Source organism: Bradyrhizobium sp. Leaf396, from assembly GCF_001424605.1.
Taxonomy (GTDB): Bacteria; Pseudomonadota; Alphaproteobacteria; order Rhizobiales; family Xanthobacteraceae; genus Bradyrhizobium; species Bradyrhizobium japonicum_C.
In genome coordinates, this window is sequence record NZ_LMQJ01000004.1 from 184,028 (window position 1) to 200,858 (window position 16,831).

The following is a 16,831-nucleotide window of genomic DNA, read 5'->3' on the forward strand; positions in this document are numbered from 1 at the left end:
GGCTCAAAACCATTGCATTCCAAGAGGAGCTGCCGCGGGAGCATTGCGTTTCAATACGGCCTCACCCGACGCATTGACCGGCGAGTGACGGGAATGTGCGCGACAGGGCTTGGCGGTCTGCAGCGCCGCGTGCTATGTTTGATTTACTCAGATTGAGCATATGAGGTGCAATGCTGTTATGGGTCCGGCCTCTCGGCCGGATTTCTCAGGCCCCATATATTCTCAAACTGAGCACAAATGACAACATGGGAGGCTTTCATGCCGATCACCGGAATTTACGGCCCCGACGATTTCACCGACCGACCCCAGGCCCAGCGCAACTCCTCCCCCGGCACCGTAGCGGTGCCCGCGGGACCGGAATGGCCGATCCCCTCACTGGAATGGACGTCGGAGATCGAACGGGCCACCGCGCCGCTCTATGACCGCGTGAAGCACGTGATCCCGCCGATCGAATGGCCGCTGATGGCACCGGCGATCCACGCGATCAACGAGCTGAAGCGCGCGCGGGGGGCGGTCATCCTCGCCCACAATTACCAAGCCCCGGAGATCTTCCACTGTGTGGCCGATATTGGCGGCGACTCGCTCCAGCTCGCGGTCGAAGCCACCAAGGTGAAGGCTGACATCATCGTCCAGTGCGGGGTGCACTTCATGGCGGAGACCTCAAAGCTGCTCAATCCGCACAAGACCGTCTTGATCCCCGATTCGCGCGCGGGCTGCTCGCTCGCCGCCAGCATCACCGGCGCGGACGTGCGGCTGCTCCGCGAAAAATTCCCCGGCGTGCCCATCGTTGCCTATGTCAACACCTCCGCGGAGGTGAAGGCCGAGGTCGACATCTGCTGCACCTCGTCGAACGCCGTGCAGGTGGTCGAGAGCCTCAATTCACCGAGCGTGATCTTCCTGCCAGACCGCTACCTCGCGACCTATGTGGCGTCGAAGACGGATGTGAACATCATCGCCTGGAAAGGCGCCTGCGAGGTGCATGAGCGGTTCACGGGCGAGGAGCTGCGGAGCTTTCGCGAGGCCGATCCGTCGGTCCAGATCATCGCGCATCCGGAGTGCCCGCCGGATGTGCTCGCGGAAGCCGACTTCACCGGTTCGACCGCACACATGATCAACTGGGTGCGCGCGAAGAGGCCACGGCGTCTCGTCATGATCACCGAATGCTCGATGGCCGACAATGTCCGGGCCGAGCTGCCTGATGTGGAGATGCTCCGCCTTTGCAACCTCTGCCCGCACATGAAGCGCATCACGCTCGCCAACATTCTGGAGAGCCTGCTGACGCTCCGCGAGGAGGTGTCGATCGATCCCGCGCTCGCGGATCGCGCGCGACGTTCGGTCGAGCGCATGATCAATCTGAGGAATTGAGAGCGAACAACATGCAACACGACATCCACGACCTCGCTCGCACCGACGACGTCGTCATCGTCGGCGGCGGCCTTGCCGGGCTGTTCTGCGCGCTGAAGCTCGCGCCGCGGCCGGTGACGTTGATCTCGGCGGCACCGCTTGGGCAGGGCGCATCGTCCGCATGGGCGCAAGGCGGCATCGCCGCGGCCGTGGCCGAAGGCGATACGCCGGAGGCACATGCCGCCGACACCGTGGCGGTCGGCGGCGGCCTCGTTGATGAAGCCGTCGCGCTCGGGATCGCGCGCGAGGCGCTACCGCGCATCCATGATCTTCTCGCCTTTGGCGTGCCGTTCGATCGCGATCTCGACGGCAGGCTTGCGGCCGGACGGGAAGCTGCGCATTCGGCGCGTCGCATCGTTCATGTGCGCGGCGATGGCGCCGGCGCCGCGATCATTGCGGCCTTGAGCGATGCCGTACGTCGCACACCCTCGATCCGCCTGATGGAAGGCTTCGTCGCCGAAGCACTGCTGACAGCGGACGGCGCGGTCTCCGGACTTCAATTGCGGAAGGCCGGCAATCCCGCTGCACGGCAGATCGTGCTCGCCGCGCGCGCGGTCGTGCTTGCAACTGGCGGCATCGGGCATCTCTATGCCGTCACGACCAATCCGGTCGAGGCAAGCGGCTCCGGCCTTGCGATCGCGGCGCGCGCCGGGGCGGTGATCGCCGACCCGGAATTCGTACAGTTCCACCCGACGGCCATCATGGTGGGCGGCGATCCGGCACCGCTCGCTACCGAAGCGTTGCGCGGCGAAGGGGCAACGCTGATCAACGGCAAAGGTGAACGCTTCATGCTGTCGCGCCATCCGCTGGCCGAGCTTGCGCCGCGTGACATCGTGGCCCGCGGGGTGTTCGCCGAAATCGCGGCCGGCCGCGGCGCCTTCCTCGATGCGCGGCAGGCGCTGGGCGCGCGCTTCGCGACGAAGTTTCCGACCGTGCATGCAAGCTGCACCGCCGCCGGCATCGATCCGGCAACGCAGCCGATTCCGATCGCGCCGGCTGCGCATTACCACATGGGCGGCATCGCCGTGGACGCGCGCGGCCGCAGCTCGATCGACGGGCTCTGGGCCGCCGGCGAAGTATCCTCGACCGGCGCGCATGGCGCCAACCGGCTCGCCTCCAACTCCCTGCTCGAAGCCGTGGTTTATGCCGCGCGCGTTGCCGACGACATCGCCGGCCGCACAATGTCCTCGACTGCCCGCCCACCCGATCCGGTCGTGACGGCGCGAGGCGGCGCGGCGGACAGCGCAGCCGTGAAGCGGCTGCGCACGATGATGAGCGCGCATGTCGGCGTGATCCGCGACGGTGACGGCCTTGCCGAAGCCGTGCGCCGCTTCGCCGCGATCGAGCGTGAGGCCGGCGACATCGTTCTCCGCATCATGGCGACTTCGGCCCTGCTGGTCGCCACCGCGGCCTGGACGCGACGCGAGAGCCGCGGTGCGCATTTCCGTTCCGATCATCCGGCTGAGACGCCCGGGCCCGGGCGGAGAACGATGACGACCCTTTCCGCCATGCGCGATGTCGCGCACAGCCTGGACGACCGCCCGCTGCCACGCATTGCGCAATCCATGATCGCCTGACGGAGTTCCCCATGATCAGCCCAACCTCACTGCTTTATCCCGACGCCTTTCTCTCTTCGCTCGCGATCGAGACGGCCGTTGACCGCGCGCTCGACGAGGACCTCGGCCGCGCCGGCGACATCACCTCGCTTGCGACGATCCCGGAAACGACGAGCGCGCAAGCGGTCCTGGTGGCGCGCCAGTCCGGCGTGATTGCCGGATTGCCGCTGGCGCTCGCGACTTTGCAGAAGCTGTCGCCCGAGATCGAGGTGCGCGCACAGGTCCGCGATGCCGCGCGGGTCGCTCGCGGACAGCATGTGCTGACGATCTCGGGCCCCGCGCGCTCCATTCTCACCGCCGAGCGGACCGCGCTGAACTTCGTCGGCCGCCTGTCGGGCGTCGCGACGCTCACGGCGGACTATGTCGCGCGCATCGAAGGCACCGGGATGCGCATCTGCTGCACACGGAAAACAACGCCGGGATTGCGCGCGCTGGAAAAATACGCGGTGCGCTGCGGCGGCGGATTCAATCACCGCTTCGGGCTCGATGATGCGATCCTGATCAAGGACAACCACATCGCGGTCGCCGGCGGCATCCGTCCGGTGCTGGAACGCGCCCGTGCCCATGCGGGCCACCTCGTCAAGATCGAGATCGAGGTCGATACGCTGGTGCAGCTGCGCGAAGTGCTCGACAGCGGGATGGCCGACGCGGTGCTGCTCGACAACATGGACCTGGCGACGTTGCGCGAGGCGGTCAGGATCAACGAGGGCCGCCTTGAGCTGGAGGCATCCGGCGGCGTCACGCTGGACTCGATCGCCGCCATTGCCGCGACCGGTGTCGACTACGCATCGGCGGGCGCATTGACGCATTCCGCCCCGAACTTCGACTGTGCGTTGGACATCGAGGCTTGAGAGGACAGCAACGCGGCCGCGCTTGTCCCGGACAGCACGGTCTTTCCTGAAGGCGCTACCGCCGTTCGCCCAGCTCTGCGGAGCTCCTGGCTTCCTGCACGAGTTCGGCGGATAGCGCGGCGGTCTGTGCCTGGGTGCCCCAGCTCGGTTCCTCGCTGCCGTCGCCCCAATTGCGCGGCCGATAGAAGGTGTGAACGCCGGTCTTGTACAACTTCTTCATCTCGGCAACCCAGGAGGGTCGCACCCAATAGGCATGATAGTGCGTGGACTTGCCGACCTCGGGCAGCCAGATCTGGCCATCGAGCATGGCCCTCGCGATCCTCTTGGCACGCTCCCACATCTCGGGTTCGCGGATCACGTCCGGGTTCTTGTCGCAGGCGAAGGTGAACTGGCAGGCGAGATGGCGGTGCTTGTTCTGATAGACCGCTCCGCACACGGTTTCCGGATATTTTCCGGAGAATACGCGGTTCATCACGACCTGCGCCACCGCGATCTGGCCGCGTACCGCCTCGCCGCGCGCTTCGAAATAGACGGCTTCGGCGAGACATTTTTCCGATTTGGCGCGCGACTTGTCGTCGAGCCCGAGCCGCTCCGCGGGCGACCTAGCGCGCTGGTTGTCGCCGTTGACCTCGCCTTTCGCGGCCACGCTCTCGCCGCTGTCGATGTTCCTGGCGATGTCCGCCGTCGGCGGAGTCAGCGCGGCGGTCACCTTCATGTCGGGGTCGGGCATCACGATCAGCGGCTCGGCGCCCGGCTGCCAGCTCTCCATGGTCTCGGGATTGCCGCCGAGCGAGGAGCTGGCGAAGAACAGGGTCGAGGTCTTGACGCTGAAGGGATCGGGCGCCGGTGCAGGCGGAACGGAGGCGCCCTTCAACGTCTCCAGCGGTGCGGTCGCGAGCGTGCGCGCAGCATCGCTGGCCTGCGGCGAATTGGAATATTGCGGCAGCGGCGGCGCGCGCAGGGCTTCCTGGAGCTCGGGATCGAGTGCGGCCGCGGACTCCGGCGACATCGGGTGAGGCAATGCGGCGGTCTTGGCGCCGAACACCGAGCTGTTCGATGTCGCGGGATCTTCCTGCGCCGGAGCCACAGCCGGTGCGACCGTCTCCGGAGCCTGCGTAGGCGTGACGATTGCGAGGCGATCACCCTTAAGGGAGCGATCGACGGTGGGAAAGTCGGAAGCCTGATAGCGCGGCGGCGCCTGAAGCGCAGGATTGCGACTGATCGCACCCGTGACGTCGCGGCCATCGATGCTTGCGAGACGAACCATCGCGCTCTGCGGAACCGACGTGCCGATGGGGCGGGCAAAACTGTAGGTGGCGAGCTGGATCGAGGACGCGGCGGAGAACACCTGCTTCTGCCAGCGCTCGGCGACGCCGGGTTGGCGCGCCAGCAGCGAGGCAATGTCCTGATAGCCGGTCTCTCTCGGCATCAATGCGAAGATGCAGAGACCGATGCCGAAGGACGCGAACCGCGCGCCCTTCGGATGGTTACGCAACACTGACATCGATACGCTCACGCTACGCTTACGCTGGTCCGATCGAACTCAGTACATCCGTGCAATTCGATCTTTATCGTAAGTATCTAATTTAGGTTGCCGGGGCGTTAATCCGCGTGGCCCGTGCGGCACACTCAAGCGAGCACAGGTGATTTCACCGGGTGATGCTGCGCCGTGGTAAACGCCGCATCATTCGAAGCGGTAAACAAGCCGTCAACGCGGATGGTGAAGGAACCCTTACGCATGCCTATCAAGAAGGGACGCGCGATGAGATCGCGCCTTACGCCAAGTTGCTTCCGTCATGCGCTGAGAAAGCGGGCATCCGGTGCGCCGCTTCTCCATTCATCGGCGTCGTCTCGGCATACCGCATCGCCGCGGCAAGCCGGGCGATGAAGGAGTGTGCATCGAGTACGTGCCGCAATCTCGTCATTGCGAGCGCAGCGAAGCAATCCAGAGCCTTTCCGCTGAGGCAGTCTGGATTGGTTCGTCGCAAGGGCCCTCGCAGGAAAGAGCGCCGCGTAAAATGAGAGAGGCGGGGTTTCGCCCCGCCTCTCTCGCGTCAATCTGCGCTTTGCTACGCCTGGCTTGCGATCGCCTTGCCGAGGGCGGCTTGCGCGGCGGCGAGGCGGGCGATCGGCACCCGGTAGGGCGAGCAGGACACGTAGTTGAGGCCGATGTGGTGGCAGAAGGCGACGGAGGCGGGGTCGCCGCCGTGCTCGCCGCAGATGCCGACCTTGAGCGAGGCACGAGTCTTGCGGCCGCGCGCGACGCCGATCTTGACGAGCTCGCCGACACCTTCCTGATCCAGGGAGATGAAAGGATCGACCGAAAGGATGCCCTTCGCCACGTAGGGGCCGAGGAAGCTCGCCGCGTCGTCGCGGCTGATGCCGTAGGTGGTCTGCGTCAGGTCGTTGGTACCGAACGAGAAGAACTCGGCCGACTCTGCGATCTCGCCCGCGAGCAGGCAGGCGCGCGGCAGCTCGATCATGGTGCCGACCTGATAGGCCAGCTTGGTGTTGGTCTCGCGCATCACTGCCTGGGCGGTGGAATCGATCCTCGCCTTCACGAGATCGAGCTCCGCCTTGGTCGCGATCAGCGGCACCATCACCTCGAGGCCGACGGCCCTGCCGGTACGCTTCTCGGCCTCGACCGCGGCTTCGAAGATCGCGCGGGCCTGCATCTCCGCGATCTCGGGGTAGGCGATCGCGATGCGGCAGCCGCGGAAGCCGAGCATCGGGTTGAACTCCGAGAGCTCGCGGGCGCGATCGGCCAGGCGCCGCGGGTCGGTGTTCATGGCGCGCGCCACTTCCTCGACCTCGGCGTGGGTGTGGGGCAGGAACTCGTGCAGCGGCGGGTCGAGCAGACGGATCGTGACGGGCAGACCCTTCATGATCTCGAACAGCTCGACGAAGTCGGCGCGCTGCATCGGCAGCAGCTTTGCGAGCGCGGCCCGGCGCGACTGCTCGTCCTCGGAGAGGATCATCTCGCGCACGGTGCGGATGCGCGTCTCCTCGAAGAACATGTGCTCGGTGCGGCAGAGGCCTATGCCCTCGGCGCCGAACTTGATCGCAGTGCGCGCGTCATCGGGTGTATCGCCGTTGACGCGCACGCCGATCTTGCGGACCTGGTCGGCCCAGTTCATCAGCGTACCGAACTCGCCGGACAGCTCCGGCTCGATCATCGGCATGCGGCCGGCGAGCACCTGGCCGAGCGAGCCGTCGATGGTGATCACGTCGCCGGTCTTGAAGGTGCGCGAGCCGATGCTCATGGTGCCGCGTCCGTAATCGACGCGGATGGTGCCGCAGCCGGAGACGCAGGGCTTGCCCATGCCGCGCGCGACCACCGCCGCATGCGAGGTCATTCCGCCGCGGGTGGTCAGAATGCCTTCGGCGGCATGCATGCCGTGGATGTCTTCCGGGCTGGTCTCGATGCGGACCAGAATGACCTTGCGCCCGTCGCCCTGGAGCTTGGCGGCCTCGTCCGAGGAGAACACGATCTCGCCGGAGGCCGCGCCCGGTGAAGCCGGAAGGCCGGTCGCGATCACGTCACGCTTGGCGTTGGGATCGATGGTCGGATGCAGGAGCTGGTCGAGCGAAGCCGGATCGATGCGGGTGACCGCTTCCTTCTTCGAGATCAGGCCTTCGTTGGCGAGTTCGACCGCGATACGCAGCGCCGCCTTGGCGGTGCGCTTTCCGCCGCGGGTCTGGAGCATCCAGAGCTTACCCTGCTCGACCGTGAACTCCATGTCCTGCATGTCGCGGTAGTGCTTCTCGAGCAGCGTGTAGATTCGCGTCAGCTCCTTGAATGCCTCCGGCATCGCCGATTCCATCGAGGCCTTGTCGGAGCCCGATTCCCTCCGCGCTTCCTCAGTGATGTCCTGCGGCGTGCGGATGCCCGCAACCACGTCCTCGCCCTGCGCGTTGATCAGGAACTCGCCGTAGAGCTTGCTCTCGCCGGTCGAGGGGTTGCGCGTGAAGGCGACGCCGGTGGCCGAGGTCTCGCCCATGTTGCCGAACACCATGGCCTGCACGTTAACAGCGGTGCCCCAGGATTCCGGAATGTCGTGCAGCTTGCGATAGGTCACCGCGCGCGCGTTCATCCAGGATGAGAACACCGCGCCGATCGCGCCCCAGAGCTGGTCGTGCGGATCCTGCGGAAACTCCTTGCCGGTCTCGCGCGCCACCGCATCCTTGTACTTGCCGACCAGTTCGACCCAGTCGTCGGCCGACAGATCGGTGTCGAGCGTGTAGCCCTGGCTGTCCTTGAAGGTGTCGAGGATTTCCTCGAAATGATGATGCTCGAAGCCGAGCACCACGTCCGAGTACATCGTGATGAAGCGGCGATAACTGTCATAGGCGAAGCGGCGGTCGCCCGACAGCTCGGCCAGCGCTTCCACGGTCTGGTCGTTGAGGCCGAGATTGAGCACGGTGTCCATCATGCCCGGCATCGAGGCACGGGCACCGGAGCGCACGGAGACGAGCAGCGGGTTCCTGGTGTCGCCGAACACCTTGCCGGTCAACTTGCCGACATAGTCCAGCGCCTTCTCAACCTGCGGCTTCAGCTCCTTCGGATAGGTCTTGTCGTGTTCGTAAAAATAGGTGCAGACCGAGGTCGGGATGGTGAACCCGGGAGGCACAGGCAAACCGAGATTGGCCATCTCGGCCAGATTGGCTCCCTTGCCGCCGAGCAGGTCGCGCATTTCCGAGCGGCCCTCGGCCTTGCCGTCGCCGAACGTGAACACCCATTTGCCAGCCTTTGCCGCTGCTGGCGCCGCCTTGGCAGGCGCAGCTTTCTTCGGTGCGGGCTTCGCGGCGGCCTTTGGCAGAGCCGGCTTGGTCGCGGCCTTTGCGGTGGGCTTCGCTGCCGGCTTTCCAGCGGCTTTGGCGACCGGCTTCGGCGCGCTTTTGGCCAGCGTCTTGCGGGCCGGCGGCGCGGCTTTTGCGACGGCAGAGGACTTTGATTTCGCTGGCATTTTCTTGGGCTTCGAGGCGGCTTTGGCCATAGCTTGCACACAACCTGCGAGAGGAATGGGAAATCGCGGGCCTTACACCACTTTGGGCGGGCCCGCGCAAGACGAACAGTTCCGAAAAGTGAACGCCTAGAAGCGGAGCCACTTCAGGAGCCCGAGCCCGATCGCGCCGTTGACGATGAGGAAGATCGCGACGATGAGGTTGAGCAGCCGCGGCATGATCAGGATGAGCACGCCCGCAATCAACGACAGGATCGGCGAAATGTGGGCGACGGTGATGTGCATGAACTATCTTTCTGTGGAGTTGGGGCGAATCGCGCGCGGATCATACCCGGCCGGGTTCCGGGAGTAGAGATGCGTAAGACGTGCTGCGAGTTCCCCGCGCTCACGAAAACTGCCCGAAATTGCCGCGAATACGGCAGGCCATTTGCCGGAACATTGGCTTTGGGCATGCATTGGCAACCGGTCGCGCCGCTTGCGCGTCCTACAAAACCAAGTGGAAGGAGTTGCCCATGCGGAACAGGATTCTTGCTCTTGCAGCGCTCGCGGCCGCGATCGGCTCGCCCCTTGCCGCGCAGGCGCAAAGCGGTGTCACGGTCGGACGCGCACCTGCGTCGGTCGACAGCGCGGTGACGATTGCGGCCGAACAGCGGCCGGCATTCCGTGAATATGTCGTGCAACAGCGTGTGCCGCCCTTCAGCATTCCGGATCGCGTCGTGGTCGGCACCACCTTACCCGAGGCGGGCGTCACTTATTATGACGTGCCGCAACGTTTCGGGGCCACCACCTATCGCTACACCGTCGTGAACGGCGAGACCGTGCTGGTCGAACCGCGCTCGCGCCGCATCGTCGAGGTGGTGGACTGAGATCGAGTAGATGTCCGGCGCGTCGCATCAGGCTGGCGCGAGCAGTGAAGCGGGCATCCGGCCCCGCCCGGTCCTCCCCCCGCCGGGCGGGGCTTTTTTTGCCACAGCCGTCATTCCGGGGGCGCCCTTCGGGCGCCCCCGGAATGACAGCGTTGGTTGCTGCGCCAGCGCTTGATCGAAGATCGTCGCCTCAATCCTGAATCTTCGAGAAGTCCGCCACCGCACGCGTGGCGCTGCGGATTTCGTTCAGCAGCTTCAGCCGGTTCTCGCGCACCCTTGCATCGTCGTCGTTGACGCGAACTTTGTCGAAGAATGCATCGACGGGCGGGCGCAGCTTTGCCATCGCGCTCATCGCGACGGCGAAGTCTTCCCGGGCGACGGCAGCGCTGGCTTCCGCCTTCACCTCGCCGATCGCCTGCGCCAGCGCCTTCTCCTCGACAAGGCTGTAAAGCGCAGCATCCGGCGCGCCATCGAACGTGCGCTTGTCCTTCTTCTCCTCGATCGAGAGGATGTTGCTGGCGCGCTTGGTGCCGGCGAGCAGGTTCTTGCCGTCGTCGGTCTCGAGGAACTTGCCAAGCGCTTCGACCCGGCGGACGATCATCAGGAGATCATCCTGGCCGCCGAGCGCAAACACGGCATCGACGAGATCGTGACGGGCACCCTGCTCGCGAAGCTGGACCTTGAGCCGGTCGGCGAAGAAAGCGAGGAGGTCGCTCGGGAGCTTCTGCGCTTCGGCCGCCTTCACCGACAGGCCGGCAAGCGCGGAGGTTGCGATCTTCAGGAGCGACAGACGCAAGTCGTTCTCGGCAATCAGCCTGATCACACCGAGCGCCGCTCTCCGCAGTGCATACGGATCCTTGCTGCCCGTCGGCTTCTCGTCGATCGCCCAGAAGCCGACCAGCGTGTCGAGCTTGTCCGCAAGCGCGACCGCGACGCTGATCGGATCGGTCGGCACGCGATCGGCAGGACCTTGCGGCTTGTAATGCTCCTCGCAGGCGACCGCGATGGAAGCCTCCTCGCCTTGCGCCAACGCGTAGTACTTGCCCATCAGCCCCTGCACCTCGGGGAATTCGCCGACGACTTCCGTCAGCAGATCCGCCTTCGCCAGATGCGCGGCACGTACCGCCTTGGCGACATCGGCGCCGACCAGCGGCGCGATCTCGGCCGCGAGTCGCTCGATGCGCTTGATGCGCTCCGCCTGCGTGCCGAGCTTCTCGTGGAACACGATCTGCTCGAACTTCGGCAGCCGCTCCTCGAGCTTGGTCTTCAGGTCGGTCTCGTAGAAGAACTTCGCATCGCTCAGCCGCGCGCGGATGACGCGCTCGTTGCCGGCGACGATGGTCTTGCCACCATCGGTGGCCTCGATGTTGGCGACCAGGATGAACTTGTTGGCGAGCTTGCCCGTCTTGGGATCGCGCACCACGAAGCACTTCTGGTTGTTGCGGATGGTGGCGCGGATCACTTCCGCCGGCGTCGCCAGGAATTCTTCTTCGAACGAGCCCATCAGCACGACCGGCCATTCGACGAGGCCGGCAACCTCGTCCAGCAGGTTCTGGTCTTCCACCAGTTCGAACCCTTGCGCGAACGCGAGCTGCTTGGCGTCGGTGAGGATCGCGTCCTTGCGCCTTTCGGGATCGAGCACGACCTTGGCGTCGAGCAGCTTGGCTTCGTAGTCCTCGAAGCGGCGCACAGAGATGGGCGCCGGCGCCAGGAAGCGGTGGCCATAAGTTGTCTGGCCGGCTTCAATGCCGTCGACCTCGAACTTCACGACATCGGGCTCTTCGGTCTCGAGCCCGAAGGTCGCCGTGATCGCGTGCAGCGGACGCACCCAGTTCAGCGAGCCCGGCTTGCCCGAGCGCGCGCCCCAGCGCATCGATTTCGGCCAGGGGAAGGTGCGAATGATCACGGGAAGGATCTCCGCGAGCACGTCGATCGCGTCGCGGCCCGGCTTCTCGATCAATCCGATGTAGAAATCACCCTTGGGGTCGCGCTGGATCTTGGCTTCGTCCAGCGACTTCAAACCGGTCGCTTTCAAAAATCCCTGCACGGCTGCATCGGGCGCGCCGACCTTGGGTCCGCGGCGTTCGGTCTTGAGGTCCGGCTGGCGCGCGGGGATGCCGTGCACGGTGAGCGCAAGGCGGCGCGGCGTCGCGAAGGCCTTCGCGCCTTCATAGACGAGGCCTTCGGCGACGAGCTTGTCGGTGACCATGCGGCGCAGATCGTCGGCCGCCCTGCCTTGCATGCGCGCGGGGATTTCTTCCGAGAACAGTTCAAGCAAAAGATCGGGCATCAGGCCGCTCCGCCCGCTTCAGTATGGATCCAGGCCTCGCCGCAGGCTTTTGCCAATTCGCGCACGCGAAGAATGTAGCTTTGCCGCTCGGTCACGGAGATCACGCCGCGCGCATCGAGCAGGTTGAAGACATGGCTCGCCTTGATGCACTGGTCGTAGGCCGGCAGCGCCATCAGATGCGCCTCGCGCTTCCCATCTTTCCAGCCCGCATCGAGATATTTCCGGCAGGCCGCTTCCGCCATCTTGAACTGTTCGAACAGCATCGCGGTATCCGCGACTTCGAAATTGTGCCGCGAATATTCCTGCTCGGCCTGCAGGAAGACGTCACCATAGGTGACCTTCTGGTCCCCGTCGCGGCCGTTGAAGTTGAGATCATAGACGCGGTCGACGCCCTGCACATACATCGCGAGGCGCTCGAGACCATAGGTGAGCTCGCCCGCGACCGGTGCGCATTCGAAGCCGGCGACCTGCTGGAAATAGGTGAACTGAGAAACCTCCATACCGTCGCACCAGCACTCCCAGCCGAGGCCCCACGCACCCAGCGTCGGGCTCTCCCAGTCATCCTCGACGAAGCGGATGTCGTGCACGGCGGAATCGATGCCGATCGCGGCCAGCGACTTCAGGTATAGCTCCTGAAGATTCGGCGGCGACGGCTTCATGATGACCTGGAATTGGTAGTAGTGCTGCATCCGGTTCGGGTTCTCGCCGTAGCGGCCGTCCTTGGGCCGCCGCGAGGGCTGAACATAGGCGGCGTTCCAGGGTTTGGGCCCGAGCGCACGCAGCGTGGTCGCCGGATGGAAGGTGCCCGCACCCATCTCCATGTCGTAGGGCTGCAGGATCACGCAGCCCTGCTCGGCCCAGAACCGCTGGAGCGCGAGGATGAAGCCCTGGAACGAGCGTTCCGGGCGCATATGGGCGGGCAATGAGGCGTCCATCGTCAGATCGGGCTCTCGCGGGGGTTTGAATCGCGCGGGACCGTATCGACGGCAAGGATGGGAATCAAGGCGAAGGGCTTAATTGACCAGTCATTCCGGGACGATGCGCAGCATCGAACCCGGAATCCGACGATCCCGGGTCCGCCCTACGGGCGACCCGGAATGACGATGCATGTGAAAGGCAGCTCCTAACCCGGCCGGTAGGCCCCCGACACGGGGTCTCGCTTCAGTGTCTTGATATCCCCCATGGGAGCGGCCTCGGTGACGCGCGACAGGCGCATCTCATCCAGCTCCTGGTTGATCTTCATGGCGGTCTTGTAGGCCCAACGGACCACGGCAAGCCCGCCCAGCACGCCCGCGAAAGCGACGAACGGCGGCATCGGTCGATCCTCGTCTAGTGCTCAGCCCCCACGCACATTGTTACCCAGATGGGCCTGCGCCGCAATTGGCCCGGCCCGGGCCAATTGGCGCGGGCGGGCTTGGCCTAGAACCCGAATTTTGCCCAGATCGCGCGCGTCTCGACTGCCGAGATCAGCTCGTCCGGCAGGCCGGCGATCGACTCCAGGGCTGAAAGCTGCCCCGCGCCAGGCGATTTCCGGCCCAAGAAGCCGGAGAGCAGCCCGGTCGGTTGCGCGATCACGGGAGTGAGAACCTTCTCGCCATAGCGGGCACGAAGAGTTGAGCGGAGATCGCCGATACCGTCTGCGAGGCCCAGCGCGATGGCGCTATCGCCGGCCCAGTATTCTCCGGTGAACAGCGTCTCGTCCGCTCCCTTCAGCCGTGCGCCGCGGCTCTCCTTCACCAGCGCAATGAAGATCTGATGGATCTCGCGCTGGATCGCTTTCAACCTGGCGACGTCGTCGGGATTCTCCGGGAGGAACGGATCGAGCATCGCCTTGTGCTCGCCTGATGTGTAGAGACGCCGCTCGATGCCGAGCCGCCTGATCGCCTCCTGAAAACCAAAACTGCCGCCGACCACGCCGATCGAGCCGAGGATCGATGAGGGATCGCAGATGATCTCATCGCCGGCACAGGCGATCATGTAACCGCCCGAGGCCGCGACGTCCTCCACGAAGACGAGCACCGGCAGCTTCTTCTCCGCTGCGAGTTGCTTGATGCGCAGATAAATCTGGCGCGACTGCACCGGCGAGCCGCCTGGAGAATTGATCACGAGCGCCACCGCCTTGGCGTGTCGATACGAAAACGCGCGCTCCAGCACTTTGGCGATGCCCGCAAGCGTCAGACCGGGGCGCAGCGGTGTCACGGCGCCGATCACGCCCGACAGCCGCACCACCGGGACCACCGCCGTGCCCGGTCGAAAGCGGGCCGGCAGATATTGCATGAGTCTGTCGGCCAGGCCGGAACTCTCACGATCGTTCAATTGCTCGGCCATGCCGTTACCTCTGATTAACCATTTCTTATCACGCGAGTGTCATTGGAAGTGCCCGGAACGTGTTTTGCAGATTTCCCGTTTGGAGGCTGCAATAGGCAGCGGAGAACATCATGAAAATCTATCTGCTGATGCTGCTGATTGGCGCGCTGTTCATGGCGATCCGCCTGACCTCCCCGCAGGAGCAACAGCCGGAATCGCTTCCCCGGTAAGCCCTCGAGGTTCCACCAGCGGCAAGGCCGCTCTCCCTTCCAAAATCTCCGTCACCTCGCTTCCGGACGAACGCGACGCGTCATTCAGCATCAGGCCCGGCAGCAGACGCGTCGGCGCACGGCCGCCCTTCACCGCACGCACCAGCACTCGGATGGCCGGCCGTTCCGCCTCGCCGTGGACCGGCAGGATCGAGAGGCTGCCGAAGCCGCGTGACAGCGCGGCCAGCACGTCCGCCAGTCCATCTGCCCGCCAGATCAGCGTCAGCACACCGTTCGAGCGCAGGACTCGACGCGCTGCGTGCACCCACGCATGCAGAGTGTCCTCCGTCGCCACATGAGCGGCGTGGCGCGCCTGATCGGGCGAGCCGCGATGCCGCGCCGGATCGTTGAAGGGCGGATTCATCAACACTGCATCGACGCTGTCGGGCGCGAGACCATTTGCCGCGAAGGCCTGCGCATCTGCCGTGACGTCGAGCACGATCGTCTCGGCGGCAATCCCGTTTGCCAGCGCGTTGCCGCGCGCAAGCTCCGCCAGCTCCGGATCGATCTCGACGAGGCTCAGCCTGATCCCTGCGGCGCGCCGGGCCAGCGCCAATCCGGCCGTGCCGACGCCGGCGCCGAGATCGACCACGCGGTCCCCCGCCCGGGCGTCGGTGGCCGCCGCAAGCAGGATGGCATCGTGCCCGGCGCGATGGCCGGACCGCTTCTGCCTGAGCCGCAATTGCCCGCCGAGAAAAGCATCCTCGGTCATGTCCGCGGCCTCAATCATCGCCGCGCAATTCGTGGCTGAGGCCGGCCTCGGTGAGGAGCTCCCTTGCCTCCAGGACATCGTCCTCATGAACCAGGATCCGCCGCGGCAAGATGCCGAGCGAACCCTCGATGATGCTCATGTTCTGGTCCAGCACCAGGTGATGGATGTTGGCGCCGTCGAGCAGCGCGCCGATCGCCGACACCAGCACCATGTCGTTGGTCCGAACCAGTTCACGCAAAACGCAGATCTCCTGCCTGAAAGGGGTAGGCGGCTGATGTCAATGGTTCCGAGGTCTTGCCGGGTGCGCCGCCAGTTTCTATTGTCTTTGCATCAGAATAGCCCTTCCGGGCAAATATTGGAGACCGGCGTGGCCGTCATCGTACCTTTCGAAGCTCCCGGCGCGTCGATCGAAGAGCTGGTTGCCCTTGTCGCTCCTGACATGGAGCGCGTCAACGCCACGATCCTGTCGCGGACCGGTTCGGACGTCACCATGATCCCGGAAGTCGCCAACCATCTGATCTCCTCCGGAGGCAAGCGGCTGCGGCCGATGCTGACCCTCGCCATGGCCAACCTCGCCGGCTACACCGGCGACGGCCATATCAAGCTCGCCGCTTCCGTGGAGTTCATGCATACCGCCACCCTGCTCCACGACGACGTCGTCGACGAGAGCGAGATGCGCCGCGGCAAGCTGTCGGCGCGCATGCTCTGGGGCAACGAGGCGAGCGTGCTGGTCGGCGACTTCCTGCTCGGCCAGGCATTTCGCATGATGGTCGAGGTCGGATCGCTACGCGCGCTCGACATCCTCTCCGCAGCCGCCGCCACGATCGCCGAGGGCGAGGTGATGCAGCTTGCCGCCGCCAAAAACACCGCGACCACCGAGGACGAATATCTCGCCGTGATCCGCGGCAAGACCGCTGAACTGTTCGCCGCCGCCTGCGAGGTCGGCCCCGTCATCGCCAACCGCCCGAAGGCGGAGCAGACCGCCTGCCGCTCGGTCGGCATGAATCTCGGCATCGCCTTCCAGCTCGTGGACGACGTGCTCGACTACGGGGGCAAGAGCGCCAAGCTCGGCAAGAACACCGGCGACGATTTCCGCGAGGGCAAGATCACCCTGCCGGTCGTGCTCGCCTTCCGCCGCGGCAACGACACCGAGCGCGCGTTCTGGATCCGCGCGCTGGAGCGAGGCGAGATCGGCGATACCGATCTTGACCACGCCATCGGACTCATGAACAAGCACCGCGCGCTCGAGGACACGCTGAGCCGCGCCCAGCATTACGGCGCCATGGCGGTGGACGCGCTGGCGCTGTTCCCGTCCTCGCCGATGAAGAGCGCGCTGGAGCAGGTCGTGGCGTTCTGTTTGGCCAGGTCGCATTAGCCGACCGGGCTGACGTCCTGATTTCGCACCGTTGCCGACTCGGTCATCCCGAGGCGGGAGCAGCGCGATGCGTTGCATCGCTGGGAGCCGCGAGCTGCAGCATGGCCGTCGCCCTTCGAGGCCTTCGTTGCGCTCCGGCATCTCAGGTGACGGTGTCGGGCTGATACCGCTGCTCCC

General features: G+C 65.4%; 15 protein-coding genes. 6 read left to right on the forward strand and 9 right to left on the reverse strand.

Annotation, left to right across the window (positions count from 1 at the left end):
• Positions 1 to 258: 258 nt before the first annotated feature.
• The 3 genes from nadA to nadC are packed head-to-tail and all read left to right on the forward strand — an operon-like array spanning position 259 to position 3,871.
• Positions 259 to 1,365 carry a quinolinate synthase NadA gene (nadA, locus tag ASG57_RS05770; protein WP_057195950.1) on the forward strand — a complete coding sequence of 369 codons (1,107 nt, stop codon included), beginning with the start codon at positions 259 to 261 and terminating at the stop codon, positions 1,363 to 1,365.
• Between the two features lie 11 nt (positions 1,366 to 1,376).
• Positions 1,377 to 2,981: an L-aspartate oxidase gene (locus tag ASG57_RS05775; protein ID WP_057195851.1), complete on the forward strand. Its 1,605-nt coding sequence runs from the start codon at positions 1,377 to 1,379 to the stop codon at positions 2,979 to 2,981.
• Between the two features lie 11 nt (positions 2,982 to 2,992).
• Positions 2,993 to 3,871: a carboxylating nicotinate-nucleotide diphosphorylase gene (gene nadC / locus ASG57_RS05780; RefSeq protein ID WP_057195852.1), complete on the forward strand. Its 879-nt coding sequence runs from the start codon at positions 2,993 to 2,995 to the stop codon at positions 3,869 to 3,871.
• A gap of 55 nt (positions 3,872 to 3,926) precedes the next feature.
• Here nadC and ASG57_RS05785 read toward each other — a convergent pair whose 3' ends face one another.
• Positions 3,927 to 5,375, reverse strand: a complete 1,449-nt coding sequence (locus ASG57_RS05785; protein ID WP_057195853.1) for a cell wall hydrolase — start codon at positions 5,373 to 5,375, stop codon at positions 3,927 to 3,929.
• A 152-nt stretch (positions 5,376 to 5,527) separates the two neighbouring features.
• Between ASG57_RS05785 and ASG57_RS37555 the strand changes: the two genes are divergently transcribed.
• Positions 5,528 to 5,893 carry a hypothetical protein gene (locus tag ASG57_RS37555; RefSeq protein WP_156402583.1) on the forward strand — a complete coding sequence of 122 codons (366 nt, stop codon included), beginning with the start codon at positions 5,528 to 5,530 and terminating at the stop codon, positions 5,891 to 5,893.
• A 47-nt stretch (positions 5,894 to 5,940) separates the two neighbouring features.
• Here ASG57_RS37555 and ppdK read toward each other — a convergent pair whose 3' ends face one another.
• Positions 5,941 to 8,868 (reverse strand): pyruvate, phosphate dikinase, encoded by a 2,928-nt coding sequence (ppdK, locus tag ASG57_RS05790; RefSeq protein WP_057195854.1) that lies wholly within the window; start codon positions 8,866 to 8,868, stop codon positions 5,941 to 5,943.
• A gap of 96 nt (positions 8,869 to 8,964) precedes the next feature.
• On the reverse strand, positions 8,965 to 9,120 hold the full coding sequence (locus ASG57_RS36525; RefSeq protein WP_008562090.1) for a DUF3096 domain-containing protein: 156 nt from the start codon (positions 9,118 to 9,120) through the stop codon (positions 8,965 to 8,967).
• Positions 9,121 to 9,347: 227 nt separating this feature from the next.
• Between ASG57_RS36525 and ASG57_RS05795 the strand changes: the two genes are divergently transcribed.
• The gene (locus ASG57_RS05795; protein ID WP_057195951.1) at positions 9,348 to 9,701 is read left to right on the forward strand and encodes a DUF1236 domain-containing protein; all 354 of its coding nucleotides are present in this window, start codon (positions 9,348 to 9,350) and stop codon (positions 9,699 to 9,701) included.
• A 190-nt stretch (positions 9,702 to 9,891) separates the two neighbouring features.
• Here ASG57_RS05795 and glyS read toward each other — a convergent pair whose 3' ends face one another.
• The 6 genes from glyS to ASG57_RS05825 form a co-directional block, all read right to left on the reverse strand.
• Positions 9,892 to 11,991 (reverse strand): glycine--tRNA ligase subunit beta, encoded by a 2,100-nt coding sequence (gene glyS, locus ASG57_RS05800; protein ID WP_057195855.1) that lies wholly within the window; start codon positions 11,989 to 11,991, stop codon positions 9,892 to 9,894.
• Positions 11,991 to 12,926 carry a glycine--tRNA ligase subunit alpha gene (locus ASG57_RS05805; protein WP_024341527.1) on the reverse strand — a complete coding sequence of 312 codons (936 nt, stop codon included), beginning with the start codon at positions 12,924 to 12,926 and terminating at the stop codon, positions 11,991 to 11,993. Before ASG57_RS05805 ends, glyS begins: the two co-directional genes overlap by 1 nt.
• Positions 12,927 to 13,114: 188 nt before the next feature.
• Positions 13,115 to 13,306, reverse strand: a complete 192-nt coding sequence (locus tag ASG57_RS05810) for a hypothetical protein (RefSeq protein ID WP_024341526.1) — start codon at positions 13,304 to 13,306, stop codon at positions 13,115 to 13,117.
• A 104-nt stretch (positions 13,307 to 13,410) separates the two neighbouring features.
• Entirely contained in the window at positions 13,411 to 14,319 is a 909-nt protein-coding gene (locus ASG57_RS05815) for a S49 family peptidase (RefSeq protein ID WP_024341525.1), read from the reverse strand.
• Positions 14,320 to 14,469: 150 nt separating this feature from the next.
• Entirely contained in the window at positions 14,470 to 15,297 is an 828-nt protein-coding gene (locus tag ASG57_RS05820; protein WP_024341524.1) for a tRNA1(Val) (adenine(37)-N6)-methyltransferase, read from the reverse strand.
• Positions 15,290 to 15,517, reverse strand: coding sequence for a putative signal transducing protein (locus ASG57_RS05825; RefSeq protein ID WP_024341523.1), 228 nt, complete (start codon positions 15,515 to 15,517; stop codon positions 15,290 to 15,292). The genes ASG57_RS05820 and ASG57_RS05825 overlap by 8 nt, the downstream gene beginning before the upstream one ends.
• A 129-nt stretch (positions 15,518 to 15,646) precedes the next feature.
• Here ASG57_RS05825 and ASG57_RS05830 point away from each other — a divergent pair, with 129 nt between their 5' ends.
• On the forward strand, positions 15,647 to 16,654 hold the full coding sequence (locus ASG57_RS05830) for a polyprenyl synthetase family protein (protein ID WP_024341522.1): 1,008 nt from the start codon (positions 15,647 to 15,649) through the stop codon (positions 16,652 to 16,654).
• Positions 16,655 to 16,831 lie beyond the last annotated feature (177 nt).